Here is a 19,010-nt window from a genome sequence, read left to right as displayed (position 1 = left end):
TCGGCAGTCAATCGCTGCTGAGGGGTACATTCCCCTTGCACAATAATGGAAGACTTTAGCCTTGATAGGCCCGAACTGACAGGCAGCTTCATCTCTATGGAGTTCGGTCCCGGTGGGCGGATACATCAGCTTTGGGTCACCGACCCAACCATGCCCGAACAGACGGAGGAGTTCCAATTTGTTTGTCAGCCACTTCCAATGGGAGAGGAGACGAGCGAAGATTACTTCCCGGGCACGATTCTGATTGGGGCGAGGACCCATCCTGATGACCCTTGGATCGTGAGCCGAAATGTGACGGCTACCCGTGTGGACGACGATGGAGACCCTTCCGAGGTGGTTTTTCAGTACGAGTTCAATTTCTTGGACGAGATTCGCGCGACTGGAAGGTTTTACGAGATCCCAGGAGTCATTCCGCAGGTGGCGTGGGATCTGGAGATTGTGAACCGCAGTCGTCGGAGCCTGGAAATTGGCGAACTTGGTTTCCCGCTGGCCATGAACAATGTGTTGGAAGGCTTCCCCAAGACAGATCAGGGTCTGAAAGACATGTGTTACGACCGCGTTGCGGTGCATCCGTTTGTCGGCGGGGCCGCAAGCTACGTGCTTGCGCAGCGTCTCAATGGGAAGTCGCCTGGGCTTTTGATGTTTCCTGGGGATGAGACACGGTGGGAGTTCTTTAACCACGTTCCTGCTTCTTTGAACACCGCTTTCCGGTGGCAAGGTATTCCCGTGGTTTATGTCCACAGCCAGGCGGCCATTGAGCGCGAGGGCTGGCCCGAGTGGATTGGCGGGCATACGAGTATCGTTTTGGAGCCTGGTGAATCCAGAACTTACAAAATGCGGTTTGCGGCTACGGATCGGTTTAGAGGCGATCAGGTTTCGCAGACTCTGGTGACGGTTGGGCGACCCGCTGTTAGGCTGTTTCCGTCTGCCGTGGCACCGGCAGAAGTCGGAATTGCGGTTGAAGTCGGTGGAGCAACCCCAACCCGGTTCTTCTCGGATCGAGACGTTGACCTAGAAACGGACGCGGATGAAGACGGTGGGTTCTGTTTTGTAAAGCCATCAGAACCCGGAGATTTGAAACTCTCATTTGAGGACACCTTGGATCGCGAGTCGGAAGTGCATCTGTTGTTCACAGAGCCGATCGAAGAGCTGATTCAGAAGCGCGCCGATTGGATCATGCAGCACCAGGTGGTGACTGATGAAGGATCGTTGCTTGGGGCGATTGTGGCGGCGAATCTTGAGGAAGGTGTGCCGATTCTGGATCCTGAGACTTACTCGGTCCCCTTTGGCATTGAGTCCTCGCTTTCGGACGTGTTGTTCCTGGCAGAGAAGAACACGATCTACCCTGATAAGAGCCAGATCGAGGCGATTGATCGATATCTGAATGTGTTCCTGGAAGACCGGCTTCTGAATCCGACGGACAATGCTTTGGGAGCGTTGCTTCCTAATCCCAACTCGGTGGCATGTCATTTTGGGCGAGCCAGTTTGTATCCCTTAGTGTTCTGCCTATACGATTCGCTGGCTCGAGTTGCCGAAGGATATGGCGAGACGAAGCGTTCGGCGGAAGAGTATCGGCAGAAGGCACTTGGTGTGCTTGTTGGCTTTGAGCGGCATTGCCGGCTTGAGGCTGCGAATGGATTGGGGTTGATGTCTTGGGTGTACGAGGCTGTAAACCATCCTGGTTACCGCTCTCTTGCGGAGCTTGATCACGTTTTGGAGTTCTTGGATGAGCGCATGGCGAACGTTGCGAAGCGCGAATATCCATTTGCTGGAGACTCGGTCTGGAATAGCGATGGGTTTGAGGAAGCTCTCTATGTCAGCCATCGATCTCAGAATGGCGAGATGTGGGATAGGGCATTGAGTAGCGCGCTGGCGTTCCGGTCTGCTTCACCTAGTTGGTGGTGGTATGGAACTGAGAAGCGTTGGAGCGAAGAGCCCGAGGCACCGCCCCATCCCGTGACGATTGACAAGGGCGAACTCTGCCTTGGCCCGAGTTCGGTGGGCACTTCTACGGCGTATTTGAGAATGCTTGACCGCGACAGTCTAAACCTCGAAGAGACGGTGTTGAGAACCATGTTTGGCGGATTGCTTGGCGTTTGGGCCTTGGTCCGAAGCGATGGAGCGGCGAGCATGGGCTTCTGCCCGGATACGGCGAGCAAGATGTTCGGCATGAGCTGGACTACCGGCACGGTGGGGCTTGGTCTGTTTCACTATCTGAAGGGTGCGACCAGCTACGTGATGCCCAGTCGATCTGCAGGAGTGCAGACCTTTGGCTGTCACTTCGAGATGGAAGCTTCTCAGGGAACCGAAAACTACACCATTCGTCCATGGGATGGTATCGGGCAGCGAGTGGTTGTGCGTCACCTCGGTTTAGAGGTCAATGTGGAGAATGTATCGATTCAGGAAGTGCGTTTTGACGGTCGTAAACGGTTCGTAGAATTGGCACTGGCCAATAAATCGGACAAGTTAGTGCGCGCCAATATCGAAGTAAAAGGACTCTGGGGATCGCAATTTGATGTGGAGGGTTCGGTGATCCACTCCGACAATGGTGCTATGATCGCTCAGGTAGATGTACCTGCTCATTCAACTTCGAGGGTACGGGCAAAGGTGACTCAATGACAGAAATTCCAATGTGGTGGCTCGTAGTTTCAGGGCTGTTCTTCCTCCTGAACATCGTCGTCTTTGCAATTCTCATCGTGATTGCGCTCAAAGTGAACATGCAGATCCAACTGCTCCAGCCCAAGGTGAATAGCCTGCTGGACACCGTGAACTCCGTAGCGACGAAGGTCGATGGCATTGCCACCGATGTGAAGAGCACGGTAGCGCTGGTGGGTGATCGCGCAAAGGGTGTGGCGAACACCGCTGAGTCGACGGTGAACCATACGGGTCAACAGCTCGAACGGTTTACGCCGATTTTGATGGGCGTCGGCGCCGTGTACCGGATCTATAAGTTTGTGAACTTGATCCGTGGTGGCGGCAAGAAGCGCAAGTAACAGCCTTCAGAGCGGGATCAGTTTGGGCTGATCCCGTTTTTTTGTGCCAACAAAGCGGCTTCGGTCCGGTCGTTCACGTGCAACTTCTTGAGAATGCTGCCAACGTGACTCTTGACCGTTTTTTCGCTCAGGAAAAGTTTATCGGCGATTTGAGAGTTCTTCATGCCTGCAGAGAGGCACTCTAAAACCTCTACTTCTCGCCTGCTGAGTTCTGTGAACAGTTGCCGGTTATGGAGTGCTGAGGCGCTGATTCGGGTGAACTCGGCCATGACTCGCGAGACCAGTCCCGGGCTCAGGAAGCCTTCGCCAGCGTGCGCATTGCGAACTGCCTGTCGGATTTCGTCCAGTCCGGCATCCTTCAGGACATAACCTACAGCACCGGCTTTGATGGCGTTGAACACGTTGTCGTCATCCCCAAACTTGGTAAGGATCACGACTTGAGTTTCGGGGAGGAGTTGTCGGATTTGGCGGGTTGCCTCGATGCCGTTCATCTGAGGCATTTCTATGTCTGAGAGGACAACGTCGGGCCGCACGACTCCAGCTTCTTGCAGGGCTTGCTTGCCATTGGGACACTCGGAAACAACGTGAAAGTCCTTTTCCAACTGGAGCAGCTCGACGAGCGTGCGTCGGAGCAACGCGTCATCTTCTGCGATGAGAATTCTTATTCGTGGTTCAGACATATCTATCCTTCGTGATATACGGCAAGCTTACTACGACGCTTGTTCCGGTACCCATTTCTGATTCGATTTGGAACTGCCCACCGGCTCGTTCGGCCCGTTCTTTCATGCTCTGGAGGCCGACTGTTTCATGGTGGTCGCTGGGCGTGAATCCCTTTCCATTGTCTCGAATCGTCATCACTATCTGGTGGTCGCTGTCAGCGATATCGAGGCTGAGTTTGGTGGCTCCTGAGTGTTTGAGAACGTTGTTCATGCACTCCTGCGCGATTCGGAATAGGGCCTGTTCTTTCTCGGCCTCCATCATGCGTAGGGTGTTTGGGACGGTGTACTCCAATTCCATACCGTGTCGGGTGCAGACGTTGTGGGAGTATTGCCGGAGCGCCTGTACGAATCCTGCCGAGAGGCTGGGACCACGCAGCCTGTGCACCAGGAACCTCAGTTCATCTGCGGCCTCACGTGCGGATTCTCGCGCCTCTTTCGCCAGCTCACTCGCCCTCGGGGAGTCATGCTCTGCGATATGCCCGATGAGTTCGAGTTGTGAAGAGAGCGTGATGAGGTTGCCTTGCACGCCGTCGTGCATTTCTAGGGCGATGCGGTTGCGATCTTCTTGTACGCCGAGACGGGCTTGGTATTCGGCGGCGATGAGTGACTGGTAAGTCATGAGACTCGCGATCACGATGAGGAAGAGGATTCGGAAGCTCGCGTTCAAGGGATCTTCTTGGATGAGTTGCCTTGCGCCCATGAGTGCTGGGTCAAGCATCATCTTCGGATTCGTGGGTAGGTAAGTGGCACTTGGGGGTTCTAAAGTGGCGATAGCCGTCCCCAGCACGACGAGCACTCCTACAAAGGCTGCCCACTTCACTTTGTGAGAACCGGACGCCTCGATGATGGGTAGGAAGTACAGCATCGTGAGGTTGCTGAGCGGACCTCGATGGCTGATGTAGAGGATGCAGGAGATGAGCAGCACATCGAGGGGAGGGAACACATATTCCCACTTCAGCCACTTCGGGTCCTTCCAGGCGAGGTAAGTGCGCACCACGAGGTAAAGGACGATGACGCCGACCACGGGCTTCAACTTGGCGATGGCAGCATCGCCAACTTTCGCATGGACCGTAGGGTCGCTCAGCCATGGGATCATGAAAGGGGCGAACACCCAGACGTGGGCCAGGAACACGAGGTGTTGCGATCGACGGGAGATCAGGTCGCGGACTAAACGACGAACCAAGGCCATAGTCGCAATGGTAGCTGTAAACCGAGTGAGAGTGTCGTCCTAAATTTCTGGGACCACTATTTTGTGTTGGGGCGACTTTGCCCCAACATGATTATTCCGTCGGCGACGCGGTGAACTTTGGTCGTTCGGCCGGGGAGCTTAGCTTGGTGAGGTCTTTGCGAGTCATGGACATGATGCTGGACTGCTGGGCCAGCTTGCCTGCGATTTCGCGGAAGGCTACTGCTTGGTGCTTTTCGGGATTGGCGATGAGGCTTGGGATGCCATCGTCTCCGGCAACGCTGATGGTGGGGTCCAGAGGAACGCTGCCTAAGTAGGGAACCTGGAGCTTCTGCGACAGCTCTTCACCTGTGGTGCCAGCGAAGATCTGTGTGACGGTATTGCAGTTGGGACAAACAAACCCGGCCATGTTCTCCACCACGCCAAGAATCGGAGCATTGAGTCGCTTGAAAAGCTGTACCGACTTGCCTGCGATGTTTGCAGCTACGTGGTGTGGGGTCGTGACGATGACTACACCGGTCAAAGGGGCAAGCTGGGCCAGGGACATCGGGGCGTCGCCGGTTCCAGGAGGGAGGTCGACGAGTAAGTAGTCAAGGTCACCCCAATCAACGTCAGCGAGTAGCTGCTTGACGGTGCCTGCAACCATCGGGCCGCGCCAGAGGACTGCCTGACCTTCTTCCAGAAGGAATCCGAGAGACATCATGTGGATTCCGTAGCGCTGGATGGGGATGATCTTTCCTTCACGAGTGAATGGCTTCTCGTTCTCAGCGCCCATCATGAGCGGGATGCTGGGTCCATAGACGTCTGCGTCCATGAGACCCACTTTTGCTCCGGACTGAGCCAGTGCGATGGCGAGGTTGACCGTGACCGTGCTCTTTCCAACTCCGCCCTTACCGCTGGCGATGGCAATGCAGTTCTTGACTCCTGGAATCAGGTCGTCTTGTTGGGTGTCGCGCTGTCTCACCTGGGCAGTCATCTCGACAGTGACTTGCGAGACTCCTTCGAGTGCGCCCACGAACTGCTCACATTGCTCTTGCAGGATCTCTTTAACTGGGCAGGCTGGGGTGGTCAGTTGGACTTTGAAACTGACATTGCCGCCGTCAATTTGGACATCTTTTACGAATCCGAGTGTAACAATATCTCGGTGAAGATCGGGGTCGATGACCTTGCGAAGGGCATCTAAGACTTGGGACTCGCTAACGGACATATATGCCTCTAGGGTACCAGGGTGTTGTGGGCGGTCACGGCAAGATCGGCCGCCCAGTAAGGTTTATGCGTGCGCGTTGAGGAACGGATAATCGAAGTTCAGCGCATCGATGTTGCTTCTTTGGAGAGCCATGTTGATCTGGCCTCGGTGGTAGTTCTCGTGGTTGAGGATATGGAATAGAATCTCCTCTGCAGTGAGAACTCCAGCGTGGTTCCAGTTAGGAAGCTCGTAGGAGATGGGTTCGTTCATTCCTTGGTCGCCTAGTTTCACCAAGAGGTCTCGCGTATTGGCGCGCGTTGTCCAGAAGTCCGCGAAAATTTGCTCCATATCTGTCGGGGCATTGTCTTCGTATCGGGTTACCGGATTGCCTTGAAGTCTTGCGGTCCAGCGTCGCTCGGTGCCAATGCTATGAGCCATGAGTTCTCGGATTGACTTGAAGTTGCTGAGTGTTTCGAATGGCTGGTCGAACGCCTCAGGGTGCTCCGTGAGGAACTTTTGCAGTAGACGGTTGCAGTTGTCGCTGTACGCTAAGATGTCTGCGATTTGCATGGTTTTAGGGAGGCTCCTTGAATTGCCTTACAAGGTCAGGTTAGCTCATGCGCGCAGCGGAAAGGTGATGAATTACTTCAATTTGGGGGTGATTTTCATCGCCCCCAAATTTGTGAAGATTGGCTATTTAATCGAGACGATTTCCACATCGAAAACGAGGGTAGCGTTGGGTGGAATGACTCCGCCCGCTCCGCGCTCGCCATAGCCGAGGTTGGAAGGGATAGTCGCTTTGCGGCGACCACCGACCTGCATGCCGAGGACCATCATGTCGAAGCCCTTGATGACTTGGCCAGCGCCTACTTTGAAGCTAAATGTCCCACGACCGCGGCTGCTGTCGAAAGTCGATCCGTCTTCAAAGGTGCCTGTGTAGTGAATTTCTACAGTATCGCCATCTTTCACGCCCGGACCTTCGCCCGCGCCTAGTTCTTCAATTTCAATCATAAATTAACCTTTCGAAATCTCCAGCAGCTCCAGATCGAAGATGATGGTTGCGTTGGGTGGAATCACTCCGCCTGCTCCGCGCTCACCATAGCCCAGGTACGGAGGGATTTCGATATGTCGCTTCTCGCCGACCTTCATGCCTTCTACACCGAGGTCGAATCCTTGCACGACCATGCGGGCACCCAGTGTGAACTGGAATGGTGTCTTGCCGTAGCTGGAGTCGAACTCTTTGCCGTTGGCAAGAGTGCCGCGGTAGTTGAGCGTTACTTGGTCGCCGCGGTGTGCGCCGTTTCCTTTGCCTGGTCGGAGCGTCTTGACCGTCATGATCTTGACCAGTTCCACGTCGAATACGAGATCCGAATTCGCTGGAATGTCGCTTCCCATCTCTCGCGATCCGTATGCCAATGAGGCAGGAATGGTCAGTGTTCGCTTGCCACCAACCTTCATTCCCAGAAGACCCTGATCCCAGCCTTTGATCACTTGACCTGCGCCGAGGACAAATGCGAATGGTGCTCGGCCTTTCGATGTATCGAACTGCTTGCCACCTTTCTTGAGGCGACCGGTGTATTCCATAATGAGGACATCGCCCACTTTCGCGGCAGGTCCTTTTCCGATCTTTGTATTCTTGATCTCGACCTTAGGACCCGACGTGAGGAGTCCTAGAGTGAGCAAAAGCATAGGAACGTGCATCTGAAAAGGCTACCACTTTGTAGCCTTTCTATTTATGCGTTGGCGAATTCTCGTTTGTCGTAAACCAGATCCGATGCCAACTTCCAGATGTCTGGCTCGATTCGGTTTTCTGGCTGGATCTTGCTGAAGTGGACAATTGCGGAGGTTAATCCAGCTTCTCGACAGTAGGAGAGGAATACCGAATTGATGATTTGACGAGCTGCCGGTTTCAAACCAAAGCTGACGTTCGAGATTCCGAGAATCGTGTTCACGTGTGGGTGGCGTCGCTTCACTTCGCGGATCGCTTCGATGGTGTCGATTCCGGACTTGCGGAACTCTTCCTCACCTGATCCCAGTGTGAACGTGAGGCAGTCGAGGAACACATCGTGATCCGCAATGCCGTACTCCCGAGTTAGCTTCAGGAGCCGCTCTGCGACTTCTACTTTCTTCTCAACCGTCTTCGCCATTCCAAGCTCGTCGATGGTGAGAGCGACGACGGCAGCGCCGTACTTCTTGACGAGGCTCAGCACCTTTCGCGGTCTGGTTTCGCCGTCTTCAAAGTTGATCGAGTTCACAATCGGTTTCCCAGCGACGGTCTGCAGGGAGGCTTCCATAACCGGCCACTCGGTGGAGTCGATCATGATTGGGACCTGGATGTGGCGGTTGTAGTAAGAGAGGAGCGTCGTCATGTCTCGGACTTCGTCACGTCCTACATAGGCCGTGCAGACATCGAGGACGTGTGATCCCTCTGCTTCCAACTCACGTGCTAACTCGGTAAGCCCTTCCCAGTTTTCGCCAGCCAGCATCTCGCGGAACGCCTTTGAGCCGTTTGCGTTGGTTTTCTCTCCAACGATGAGGATGGACTTGTCTTGATCGTAAGGCTGGAACTGATAAAGCGAAGAGCACCCGATAAGAGCCAGTGCCTCGTCTTGTTCCTCGGTCTTGAATTCAAAGTCGAAGCCAGGGAAGATGTTTCGGACTTTCTGCCAATGCGCGACGTTGCCGTGGGGCATGCCTCCGACACGTTCCGCAACGGCCTTGATGTGGCTTGGGGTGGTGCCACAACATCCGCCGCATAGAGCGACTCCGTACTCGGTAACAAATCGGTAGTGGTGCTCGGCCAGGTCTTCTGGACCAAGCTTATAAACGGCCTTGCCCCCTTCCATCATGGGTAATCCCGCGTTGGGTTGGATAGCGAGAGGTCGTGTGGAGTTTTGCCCAAGAAATCGCACGTGAGGAGCCATTTCAACCGGACCTGTTGCGCAGTTCATTCCGACAGCCTTCACGCAAGGGAACGCTTCGATCATGTTCAGCGCCGCACCGAGTTCGCTGCCAAGAAGCATGGTCCCTGTCTGTTCCATGGTGACTTGAACGAACACAGGAACTTGCCGGCCGATCTCGTCCATGGCTCGCTGAGCGGAAACAATTCCCGCTTTAACCATGAGTAGGTCTTGGAGTGTTTCGAGCAAGAGAGCATCCGCGCCCCCTTCTAAGAGTCCGCGGAACGACTCGGTATAGGTGCTCTCTAGCTCTTGCCAGTTGGTTTGGCCGAGCGATACCAGCTTGGTGCCTGGTCCCAGTGCGCCCACAACAAACCTCGGTTTGTCGGGAGTGGAGTGCTTGTCTGCTGCGCGTCTGGCGATCTTTGCTGCCTCAAGCGAAATGTCATAAACGAGGTCTTCGATGCCGTACTCGCCGAGGACGATGGAGGTTGAACCGAATGTGTTGGTCTCCACCATGTCCGAGCCTGCTTTGAAATAGGCGCCATGGATCTCCTCAATGACCTCGGGACGTGTGAGGACGAGGAGCTCGTTGCATCCGTCGTGGAGGGTTTCGCCTACACGCTCAGCGGCCGCGTTTACGGCAGCGCTGTATTTTGGTGACGGGCGCAGAATGAAGTCGTCGTTGGTGAGACTTGCCCCCTGGATCTGAGTTCCCATAGCGCCGTCGTAGATGAGAACGCGTTCTGCAAGTGATTGAAGAAGTAGGGAGTCCACGTTCTTTATTGTACTGTAGCGGGTTGTGCTACCCAGCAATTTGAACTTTCCTGAGTTGAATTGGACAAGTTGCCAATGAAACGAATCCAAATTCCATACCGCTACATGTACTTAACGAAGATTTGCCAGCCCGTAAGTTGGCTGTCAGCAAGCGTGCCGGATTCAAAGCGCACCTGGTAGGAACCCTAGCCGAACGTGTCATTGGTTGCGGCATTCATGCTGTGGTGCCACTGGTGCCGAGGAAAGGGGAGAGAACAACGCAATGTACAACGTCGTGTGCGTCACTGTTTGCTTGGCTTCTATTGTGGGGGCTTGGGGGTTGTTTAAAGACGCTCTGAAGCAAACAGCGGACAATAACAATTCTGTCTGAGTTATAAACTCAATTAAGTTCCTTAAACTGTTGCGTCTGCCAGCCTAGAACTGTCCAAACTATGGGGTGCGATCATTTCGGCGCACCCTTCTGATTTTGAGACCCTACCGTGTGAGGGTTGCTCTTGCCGTGGTGCTCACGCTTTTAGTGACGCTGCTCCAAATCCTGCCTCCCCGAGTGTATCAACTTGCGATCGATAACTCGATCCAGCCAGCGCTGAACGCGCGTAAGCAGGCGAAAGCTATTCGTCTGGAAGCCAAGGATTCCGTTGTTCTCAACCAAAAGGCGGATGATCTCATCAAATTCGCCGATGAGACGGCACCGAGAATTCTCCTTTGGACCGCAATTGCTCTGGTCGCCATCGTCGGACTTCGCAATGTCCTCAGCTACTTCAATAGCTACATGGTCACGTGGATCGGGCACCGGTTTGTTTTCGATTTGAGGTTTGCCACTTGGCGGCATCTTCAGCGCCTGAGCCTTGCCTATCATAACCAGACCCAGACTGGAAAGATCATGGCCCGCGTCACGGGCGACATTGAGCTGATTCAAGGCTTGATCCAGGGGCAGCTCGTACAGTTCATCACGGACTTAGTGACTCTGGTTGCTGTCCTTGGAATGTTGTTCTTCATGGAGTGGCGGCTTGCCACCGTCATCATCCTTCTGGTTCCGTTCTATGTAATCAGCTATCTCGCGTTCCTTAAGCACATCCGCGAGGTGAGCAACGAACAGCGGCGACTGTGGGACGAGATGCTTGGAAAGCTCTCGGAGAAGATCGCAGGCATTGCAGTGGTTAAGGCGTTCGTACGAGAGAACTATGAACGTGACAGCTTCATGGCCAGCGTCAAGGCGAAGTTTGACGTTGACATGCGTCAGGTTCACCTTAATAGGCGACTAGGATTGGTTTCGGGCGTGGTGAGTGCGCTTGGCACTGGTGTGGTTTATGCGTATGGCGGTTCTCTGGTACAGCATGGCGAGATGACCGCTGGCAAGCTGGTTGCCATGACCTTCTATATCGGATTTGTATTCAATCCTGCTGTCCGAGTGGTCGATTTCAACAATGCATTGCAATGGGCAGTGTCGGCGATGGACCGAGTGTTCCAAACGCTTGATACCCGCCCCGATATCGAAGACAAGGCGGGTGCCTTACCCTTGCCAACTATTCGAGGTGAGGTTCTTTTTGACAACGTCTCCTTTGCCTATATGGAGGACAATCCCGTTGTCCACGATATCAACCTCAAGGTGGAAGCCGGCGAGGTGATCGCACTGGTGGGCCATAGCGGAGCAGGGAAGACCACGATGATGAACCTGCTGATGCGGTTCTACGACCCTACGAAGGGCCGAGTGACCATTGATGGATTCGATCTTCGCGACGTTCGCTTGGAGACCTTACGGCGGCAGGTGAGCATGGTGGCCCAGGAAAATGTCCTGTTCAGTGTGACCATCATGGAGAACATCAAGTATGGGAACCATGATGCCACCGATGAGGAGGCGATTAACTCGGCGAAGGCTGCGGACCTCCATGAATTCGTGATGGGGCTTCCAGACGGGTACGAGACTATGATTGGAGAGGACGGCATCAAGCTTTCTGGCGGTCAGAAGCAGCGGCTAGCATTGGCCCGCGCATTAGTTACCGATCCAAAGATCCTCATTCTCGACGACGTAACCAGTGCTCTTGATGGCGAAACAGAGGCCCGTGTTCAGGATGCTCTGCGGGTCGTGATGAAGGGCCGAACCACATTCATCATCGCCCACCGCCTTTCATCCGTAGTAGAAGCTGACCGGATCGTCATTGTCGATGATGGACAGATCGTCGATATTGGCTCTCACCAGCAGTTGGTCCAGAAGGATGGCGTTTACCGCGATCTATACGAAGAGCAGTTCAAGAGCGCTCTCGAAGCCTCTACCAACTGATTTCTAGGTTTTGACTGGGACCAGTCCTCCACTTTTCTCCACTTCCGGTCATTTGTCGCCTCATTACGTTCAAGAACCCTAGAAGAGGCCGTTTCTGAACCAATTATCCCTTTAGTAGAATGCGTAGTGGAACATGTATCATTGCGTCTACATGTGTGTAATTTATCCTACTTTTCTTGTTAAAAACCCCAACAATTAGAGAAAAAGTAGTTGCATTCCCAGTTCATTCCCAGCATAATCCCATTCAGGTGGAGACGAGAGCCATGAGGGTTTTGGTCTCGCCGGGAAGGGCGGGGTGCTCATCCCAGAATTCGCGGACGACGAGCATGGATGCAGAAGTCGTCCGCATTAAGTTCTTCTTGTAACGAGGTAATCGCAAATGTTAGCCAAGGCAGAAAATGGTCAAAAACCAAAAGCCTTGCTCGGCACGGATGAAGCGATTATTGATGACAAAGGAAGGATCCTCGTTGGCAAGAAGAAACGAGATCGTCTTGGCACTGACTTTACGATGTGCATCGGAGATAACGGATGTCTCTATGCATATCCCGCAGAAACGTGGGAAGCCATTGTAGAAGACGTTCTTTCAAAGGACCCTACTAGTTTAGGTAGGCAAATGTATACGCGTTTGGTGTTAGGTAACGCTGAAGATGAATTGAACTTCGATCAGCAGGGTCGAGTGGTCGTTCCTCGTAAGATGCGTGAAGCAGCCAAGCTAAAAGAAAAGGTTCTTCTGGTAGGTTGCGGAGATCGATTAGAGATCTGGGCCAAAGAGGAATACGAAGTTTACGAGAAGTATCCGCAGACGTACGGCGAAGAGCGATTGGATCTAATCCGAAAGGCTAAAGCTGATATGAAAGCCGAGTAGGAGTCAGTATGCGACACGATCCAGTGATGCTAGCCGAGGTGCTGGAGTATCTCCAGCCGAAGCCGCATTACGTGTACGCAGATGGGACTCTCGGTTTGGCCGGGCACACGTTAGCTGTCTCGGAAAAGCTTGAAGGGCAAGGGACGGTAGTAGGTCTGGACTGGGATGAATCGATGCTTGCAGAAGCAAAATCGAGGCTCAGCGAACAGAAGGGGATTATCTACCATCTCGTTCACTCGGACTACCGAGGGATGGAAGCGGTAATGAATAGCCTGGGCTTGAAGGCTGATGGGATCCTTCTAGATCTGGGTTTGAACAGTGCGCAGATCGACGATGCCACGCGTGGTATCGCATTCAAAGTGGAAGGCCCTTTGGACATGCGCATGGACAGAAGCAGTGGTGAAACCGCTGCGGCTCTACTGAATAGGTTGAGCCCAAATGAGATAGAGAAGATCTTGTTTGAGTATGGAGACGAGCGATGGGCTCGAGCCATTGCAAGAAAGATTGTTGAGATACGTAAAGACAAACCTTTGAGAACAACTCAGGATTTAGTGGATGCGGTCTTGGCGACGATTCCGGCAAAGGCAAGAGATAAGAGAATCCATCCAGCAACTCGGACTTTTCAAGCAGTTCGAATTGCAGTCAATAGAGAATTAGAAGGTTTAGACGACGCGGTTCGGGGAGCAGCTCGATCATTGGCAGATAACGGAGTATTAGTTGTACTCAGTTATCACAGTGGTGAAGATAGAGCGACAAAGATCGCATTTAAGGACCTTGCACAAGAAGGTTTTGTAGAATTAACTAAGAAACCGTTGCAGCCATCCACGGAAGAGGTGGCGCGCAACCCTCGTAGTCGTAGTGCTAAGATGCGCGCTTTGAAGAAAGTGCCTGCTTAGGATCGGTTGGGCGAAAGTCGCCATAGTTTGAATTAAAGGATTAGTCTCAGGATGAGCGCATTACCGATTATCGATATTGAAACTCCTACGCGAACAACCGCTCGCGATAGATCTGGTTACGTGGTGCTGGAATCGCCAGCAATGCCCCGTACTCGTGTTGCCCGACGCGCGAAAGTCAAAACGAACGCTTCAGCCGAAGTTCTGGGCTATATGGGTTCGTTCACTCTCATTGCTGCCGCAACGTGGGCAGCAAGCTGTCTGGTTGGTCAGGTTCAGGTGGAGCAGATGCGGCGACAGCAAATTGCGGCAATTCAGCGAACTCGAGCTGCTGTGCGCTCCGAAGCGGTGCTTCGCAATCGTCTTGATGAGATGATGCGTCCTGACAAGATTAGAGAATGGGCACTTGCTCACGAGTTCGTAAGCGGAGATGTGGTGGCATCCAATGCTCAGGCAGGAACCAAGACTCCGGAGTCGGTCGATGCCTCCGCGCGTTGATTCAAAACGCCAGCAGTTTACGGTGCTTGGCATCGGACTCTGCTTTGCAGGCGCTCTAGGGAGCCAAATTGGCAAACAAACCCTAGAGCGCGGTCACACAATTGACCTTGCAAACAAAACGAAACGCTACGAACTCACTCAGCACGATTACGCCTCGCGGGGCGCGATCCTTACAGCAGATGGCAAATATCTGGCACGTGATGAAGAGAGCTACGATCTAACTGTTAACTTCAATAAGTGCCCCAAGACCGACGCGTTCTGGATGGATCTCGCCGAGGCTACAGGTATCCCTGCAACCGAGTTCAAAGAGATGGCGGCGTCTGGTGCGGAAACTCGTATTTGGCCGCAATCTGTCAGCAACACCCAGAAGCCAGATATTGATCGGGTTCGACGGTTCTGGCGAGCTGACGGTGTTTCCGCAAATCGCACTGGACGTCGTGAGTACGCCTTTGGAGATGTGGCCTCTTGCTTGGTAGGCGTTATTCGCAAGGATTACAATGTGGTCCAAAAGGGCGACCGTGGTTATCAGGCGCTTTATGAAAAGCTTGGTCCTCCGCCCGCAAGCAAGCCCTACTACGTGACCGACTTATTGACCGGCATGGAGGCTAGCTTGGACGACCATCTGAAAGGAACAGATGGGGTCAAGATTGGGGTCGCCGATCGCAACGGATACTTCCTTCCCATGCGGGTGAACGAAGAAAAGTCGAAGCGCACAGATGGTGAAAAGGTGGTCCTCACCATCGACAGCGAGATGCAGTCCGTGGCGAGTCTCGCGATTCGTAAGGCAGTCGAAAAAGAAAAGGCCGAAAGTGGCGTTGCCATCGTGCTCGATCCGAGCACTGGAGACATTCTAGCCATGGCGAACTGGCCTTCATTCAAGCCGTACGATGAAGATGGAAGCTACGCTACTCTCGGGAAACACGGCGGGCTCAACCAGGCCTACATGAGTGCGTTGGAGCCTGGCTCCATGTTTAAGGTTTTGACTCTTGCGAAAGCACTCAACGATGGAGTTGTTCATTGGGGTGATCACTTGGCCTGCGCAGGTGAGTGGAAAGCCTTCAAACGTGCAAAGCCTATTCGGTGTGATCTGCACGCAAGTGGTCGAGCGCACGGGGACATCACTGTTTCACAGGCTATCTCCAGAAGTTGCAATATTTCCGCCGCTCACTGGGCTTTGGCAGTCAAGCGTGACCCTTTCATTCAGTACATGAAGGACCTTGGGCTTTTGCGAAAGCCACAGCTTGGTTTAAAGGGTGCCCAGGCAGCACTGTTCCAGCAGAAGAGTCCAGCGCCTCAGCTACAGTTGGCCATTGTTGGTTTTGGTCAGAGTATCAACGTGACGCCGGTCGCTCTGGCCGGAGCGTTCGGCACGATCGCCAACGGCGGTGTTCGGATGGAACCAAGGCTGATCAAGCAGATTGGTCGCAAGGTCATCGCCCCTGAACCTGGCAAACAGGTGCTGACTGCCCAGAGTTGCAACTATGTGCTTGAGGCGATGGAACAGACCTTTGAGGATTCACACGGTACCGCAAGAAGTCTCAGGATTCCTGGATACCGACTGGGTGGAAAGACGGGAACTGCTCAGAAGCTGGCGAAGACTCAGGACGGCAACGTGAGTAACTTCATTGGCTTTGTCCCAGCGGACAAGCCGAAGGTCGAGATTCTTGTAATGGTCAACAAGCCAGGTGCCGGTGAGGTCCATGGTGGCGTCGTTGCAGGTCCCGTGTTTAAAGAGATTGCACAAGCCGCTATCCGAAGGTTCCAGATCCCAGCAACCGCACCAACCGTGGCGACGCGGGTACCTTCTGTAGACCAATCGAAGAGCCTTGCAGGATCGGGCCCACAGATTCAAGTTAGGAAAAAACGTGACGTTAAGAGAGCTAATTGACGCTGCCACGGTGAGTCCCGTCTCTATCGAAGGGGATGCATCGCTGACAGCAATGACCATCGATTCGCGGCAGGCCAAGCCTGGCGCGATCTTTGTATGTATGCCAGGAATGACTCGCGAGAGCGAGCAGTTTATTGGTGCCGCTGCGCAGATGGGTGCGACTGCTGCGCTGGTGTACTCGCAGGCTGGGGTTGAGCATGCAAAAGCTGCCGGGATTGCCTATGTGCGGTTTCCGGAAGATAAGACTGAGTTCCAAAGGTCGCTGTGGAGACTTTGTGACGCATTCTTCCAGCATCCAACGCGGAACATGAAGCTCATTGGGGTCACGGGAACGAACGGAAAGACCACCACTGCTTGGTTAATGAGGGACATCCTCAATGCACTGGGTTTGAGGGCAGGCTACATTGGAACCCTCGGGATTCAGCTACCGGGCGAAGAGCGCGAGTTGAACAATACGACGCCCTTCGCGGTTGAGCTTTATAATCTTGTTGCGGAGGCCCGGAATAAAGGCGTAAATGCACTCACCTTAGAAATCTCGTCGCACGCACTTGCTGAGTTAAGGGCTGATGGACTTGAGTTCGACTCAGCCGTTTTTACAAACCTAACTCAAGACCACCTCGACTTCCATAAGACCATGGATGAGTACGAGAAAGCCAAGTGGCGGCTGTTTGATGAACTACCCAAGCAGACAGAGAAACGGTTTACAGGGGTTGTTAATATTGATGATGCCACGGGTGCTCAATGGCGAACACGGGGAGACTTGCTAGGCTACTCCTTGGTTGGAGATGCCGATATCACCGCCCAAGCGCATTCTGTCAAGGTGGATTCGATTGAAATCGAGATTGCGCACGGAGAGGATCGCGGTGTCGCGCAGGTCCGACTCGGTGGAAACTTCAATGTCTACAACACGTTGAGTGCGGTGGCTGGTGTTCACGCGCTGGGTTACACCATCGCCGAGATCATGGCTGTGCTTCCTGCCGTTCACCCGGTCCCTGGCCGATTTGAGGCTGTCCCTAACGATCTCGGTATTGGAGTGCTGGTGGACTACGCCCACACCCACGATGCGCTTGAGAAGCTGCTCGATTCAGTAATTGAGCTTAAACCAAATAAGATCATCACGGTATTCGGTTGCGGTGGAGACCGTGATCCAACAAAGAGACCGAAAATGGCGCGTTCGGCAAGCCAGAGAAGTGATCTCACCGTGGTGACCAGCGACAATCCTCGAACGGAAGATCCCGAAGCGATTCTTGCGGAGGTACTCACCGGCATTGTCCCAGGGAAGGACAGCGTCGCGATCATCGATCGAAAGCAAGCTATCCAACACGCCATCTCAGTAGCCGAACCAGGGGATGTTGTGGTCATTGCTGGCAAAGGGCACGAGAACTACCAGATCATTGGTCGTACCAAGTATCCAATGGATGATCGTTTGATGGCGAAAGAAGCGCTGGAAGCGAGGAAGCCTTGATCGCAATATCCTTGGATCAATTTGCCTCGATCATTGGTGGGACGCCATCTGTCGGACTCGGCAATAGGCCGATCAAAGGCTTCGCTACAGATAACCGACATGTGAAACACGGCGACGTGTTCATTGCGATCAAAGGGGCTAAGGTAGATGGCGCGGACTACGCTCCAGAAGCGGTCAATTCCGGCGCGATTTGCGTTCTCACTGAGCGGCCTGTTGATGCACCGTACATCCTGGTTGAGAGTGTTGTCGTGGCTTTGGCGCGGTTTGGGAAACACATGCGTGACGGCTTTCACGGGCCAGTCGTTGGAATCACGGGTAGCGCGGGGAAGACGACGACAAAAGAGTTCTTAGCCGCTGCACTCTCGCCCCTTGGTTCAATCCTCAAGACCGACGGTAACCGCAACACAGAGTACACCAGCCCACTGCTCTGGTCCTATTTGAGCTCCGAGACCAAAGCCGTTGTTGTAGAAATGGCCATGCGAGGGTTTGGGCAGATTGAGCACCTCGCCCGTATTTCGAAGCCAAACATTGGGTTGATTACCAACATTGGATACTCGCACCTTCTTCAAGTGGGATCGCGTGAGGGGATAGCCCAAGCGAAAGGCGAACTCTTAGATGCTCTTCCTGAAGACGGAATTGCAGTGCTTTGGCAGGAAGACGACTTCTTCGACTCCCTCAAATCGAGGTGCGGCGAAAAAGAGATTGTCACGTTTGGCTATTCCGAAAAGGCCGATTGCCGCGTGCTGGGTTATCAGGCTGTGGGCTTAGAAGAGGCGTTGGTGCACGGAGAACTGTTTGGGAATAAGTGGGAGTGCCGACTCCCAGCGGTCGGACGGCATCTCGCCCTGAATGCCGCCTCGGCAGTGCTGGTTGCCCATCAGCTCGGCATAGACGTGGCAGAGGCTGCGGCCTGTATTCGATCAGCCACGCTCCCGCCAATGCGCATGGAGACACGGCCGTTTCGAGGTGGGACATTGCTGCTGGACAACTATAACGCCAGCCCGCCCAGCATGATTGCGTCTATCGAGACGCTGAAAGAGCTGCCCGTGACGGGACGTCGATTGGCGGTCATCGGTGAGATGCGAGAGCTTGGGGATCAAACGGAGCAGGCGCATCGGTCTGTCGGAGATTGCCTAAAGGCCTCAGGAATCGATGAAGTTGTTTTCGTCGGTGAGCCGATGAAGTTTGCGGCGGAACAGCTCTCGGAGACCCCCTGGAAACTCGCGAAAGATCTGGAAGACGTGCGGGAGTTCTTAAAAGGTGTATCGTCCGGCGACGTGATTTTGATCAAGGGAAGTCGTGCGCTAGAGTTGGAGCGATCCTTGGAGGGTTTGGAATAGTTCATGCAGGTTAGTGAGT

At 53.8% G+C, this 19,010-nt stretch carries 16 protein-coding genes; 9 read left to right on the top strand and 7 right to left on the bottom strand.

Going from position 1 to position 19,010, the window contains the following annotated elements; all coding sequences use genetic code 11:
- The first annotated feature begins 45 nt into the window (after positions 1-45).
- Both ACZ51B_RS02460 and ACZ51B_RS02455 read left to right on the top strand, forming a co-directional pair.
- Complete coding sequence (locus tag ACZ51B_RS02460; RefSeq protein WP_464295648.1) at positions 46-2,619, top strand: DUF5695 domain-containing protein; 2,574 nt, start codon at positions 46-48, stop codon at positions 2,617-2,619.
- Complete coding sequence (locus ACZ51B_RS02455) at positions 2,616-2,993, top strand: hypothetical protein (protein ID WP_464295647.1); 378 nt, start codon at positions 2,616-2,618, stop codon at positions 2,991-2,993. Before ACZ51B_RS02460 ends, ACZ51B_RS02455 begins: the two co-directional genes overlap by 4 nt.
- A 17-nt stretch (positions 2,994-3,010) precedes the next feature.
- Here the strand turns inward: ACZ51B_RS02455 and ACZ51B_RS02450 are convergent, their stop codons facing one another.
- From ACZ51B_RS02450 to ACZ51B_RS02420, 7 genes are all read right to left on the bottom strand, one after another.
- Positions 3,011-3,673, bottom strand: a complete 663-nt coding sequence (locus tag ACZ51B_RS02450; protein WP_464295646.1) for a response regulator — start codon at positions 3,671-3,673, stop codon at positions 3,011-3,013.
- Positions 3,666-4,808 (bottom strand): sensor histidine kinase, encoded by a 1,143-nt coding sequence (locus tag ACZ51B_RS02445; RefSeq protein WP_464295645.1) that lies wholly within the window; start codon positions 4,806-4,808, stop codon positions 3,666-3,668. The genes ACZ51B_RS02450 and ACZ51B_RS02445 overlap by 8 nt, the downstream gene beginning before the upstream one ends.
- A gap of 184 nt (positions 4,809-4,992) precedes the next feature.
- The gene (locus ACZ51B_RS02440; RefSeq protein WP_464295644.1) at positions 4,993-6,105 is read right to left on the bottom strand and encodes an Mrp/NBP35 family ATP-binding protein; all 1,113 of its coding nucleotides are present in this window, start codon (positions 6,103-6,105) and stop codon (positions 4,993-4,995) included.
- A gap of 63 nt (positions 6,106-6,168) precedes the next feature.
- A complete protein-coding gene (locus ACZ51B_RS02435; RefSeq protein WP_464295643.1) occupies positions 6,169-6,654 on the bottom strand; it encodes a DinB family protein in 486 nt (161 codons plus the stop codon).
- Positions 6,655-6,777: 123 nt separating this feature from the next.
- Positions 6,778-7,095 (bottom strand): FKBP-type peptidyl-prolyl cis-trans isomerase, encoded by a 318-nt coding sequence (locus tag ACZ51B_RS02430; RefSeq protein WP_464295642.1) that lies wholly within the window; start codon positions 7,093-7,095, stop codon positions 6,778-6,780.
- Positions 7,096-7,098: 3 nt separating this feature from the next.
- Positions 7,099-7,773, bottom strand: coding sequence for an FKBP-type peptidyl-prolyl cis-trans isomerase (locus tag ACZ51B_RS02425; RefSeq protein ID WP_464295641.1), 675 nt, complete (start codon positions 7,771-7,773; stop codon positions 7,099-7,101).
- 44 nt (positions 7,774-7,817) lie between these two features.
- Complete coding sequence (locus ACZ51B_RS02420) at positions 7,818-9,761, bottom strand: homocysteine S-methyltransferase family protein (RefSeq protein ID WP_464295640.1); 1,944 nt, start codon at positions 9,759-9,761, stop codon at positions 7,818-7,820.
- A 436-nt stretch (positions 9,762-10,197) separates the two neighbouring features.
- On the opposite strand from ACZ51B_RS02420, the gene ACZ51B_RS02415 reads away from it, so the two are divergent.
- The 7 genes from ACZ51B_RS02415 (at position 10,198) to ACZ51B_RS02385 (ending at position 18,991) form a co-directional block, all read left to right on the top strand.
- Positions 10,198-12,042, top strand: a complete 1,845-nt coding sequence (locus ACZ51B_RS02415) for an ABC transporter ATP-binding protein (RefSeq protein WP_464295639.1) — start codon at positions 10,198-10,200, stop codon at positions 12,040-12,042.
- 379 nt (positions 12,043-12,421) lie between these two features.
- Positions 12,422-12,907: a division/cell wall cluster transcriptional repressor MraZ gene (locus ACZ51B_RS02410; RefSeq protein ID WP_464295638.1), complete on the top strand. Its 486-nt coding sequence runs from the start codon at positions 12,422-12,424 to the stop codon at positions 12,905-12,907.
- Positions 12,908-12,915: 8 nt separating this feature from the next.
- Positions 12,916-13,803: a 16S rRNA (cytosine(1402)-N(4))-methyltransferase RsmH gene (gene rsmH, locus ACZ51B_RS02405; RefSeq protein ID WP_464295637.1), complete on the top strand. Its 888-nt coding sequence runs from the start codon at positions 12,916-12,918 to the stop codon at positions 13,801-13,803.
- A gap of 51 nt (positions 13,804-13,854) precedes the next feature.
- Positions 13,855-14,298: a hypothetical protein gene (locus ACZ51B_RS02400; protein ID WP_464295636.1), complete on the top strand. Its 444-nt coding sequence runs from the start codon at positions 13,855-13,857 to the stop codon at positions 14,296-14,298.
- A complete protein-coding gene (locus tag ACZ51B_RS02395) occupies positions 14,282-16,186 on the top strand; it encodes a peptidoglycan D,D-transpeptidase FtsI family protein (RefSeq protein ID WP_464295635.1) in 1,905 nt (634 codons plus the stop codon). The genes ACZ51B_RS02400 and ACZ51B_RS02395 overlap by 17 nt, the downstream gene beginning before the upstream one ends.
- Complete coding sequence (locus tag ACZ51B_RS02390) at positions 16,164-17,651, top strand: UDP-N-acetylmuramoyl-L-alanyl-D-glutamate--2,6-diaminopimelate ligase (protein ID WP_464295634.1); 1,488 nt, start codon at positions 16,164-16,166, stop codon at positions 17,649-17,651. Before ACZ51B_RS02395 ends, ACZ51B_RS02390 begins: the two co-directional genes overlap by 23 nt.
- The gene (locus ACZ51B_RS02385; RefSeq protein WP_464295633.1) at positions 17,648-18,991 is read left to right on the top strand and encodes a UDP-N-acetylmuramoyl-tripeptide--D-alanyl-D-alanine ligase; all 1,344 of its coding nucleotides are present in this window, start codon (positions 17,648-17,650) and stop codon (positions 18,989-18,991) included. The genes ACZ51B_RS02390 and ACZ51B_RS02385 overlap by 4 nt, the downstream gene beginning before the upstream one ends.
- Positions 18,992-19,010 lie beyond the last annotated feature (19 nt).

The organism is Fimbriimonas sp. LA-C6 (assembly GCF_055398105.1).
Note: the sequence above shows the minus strand (reverse complement) of the source record. Positions and strands in the feature narration are given on the sequence as shown.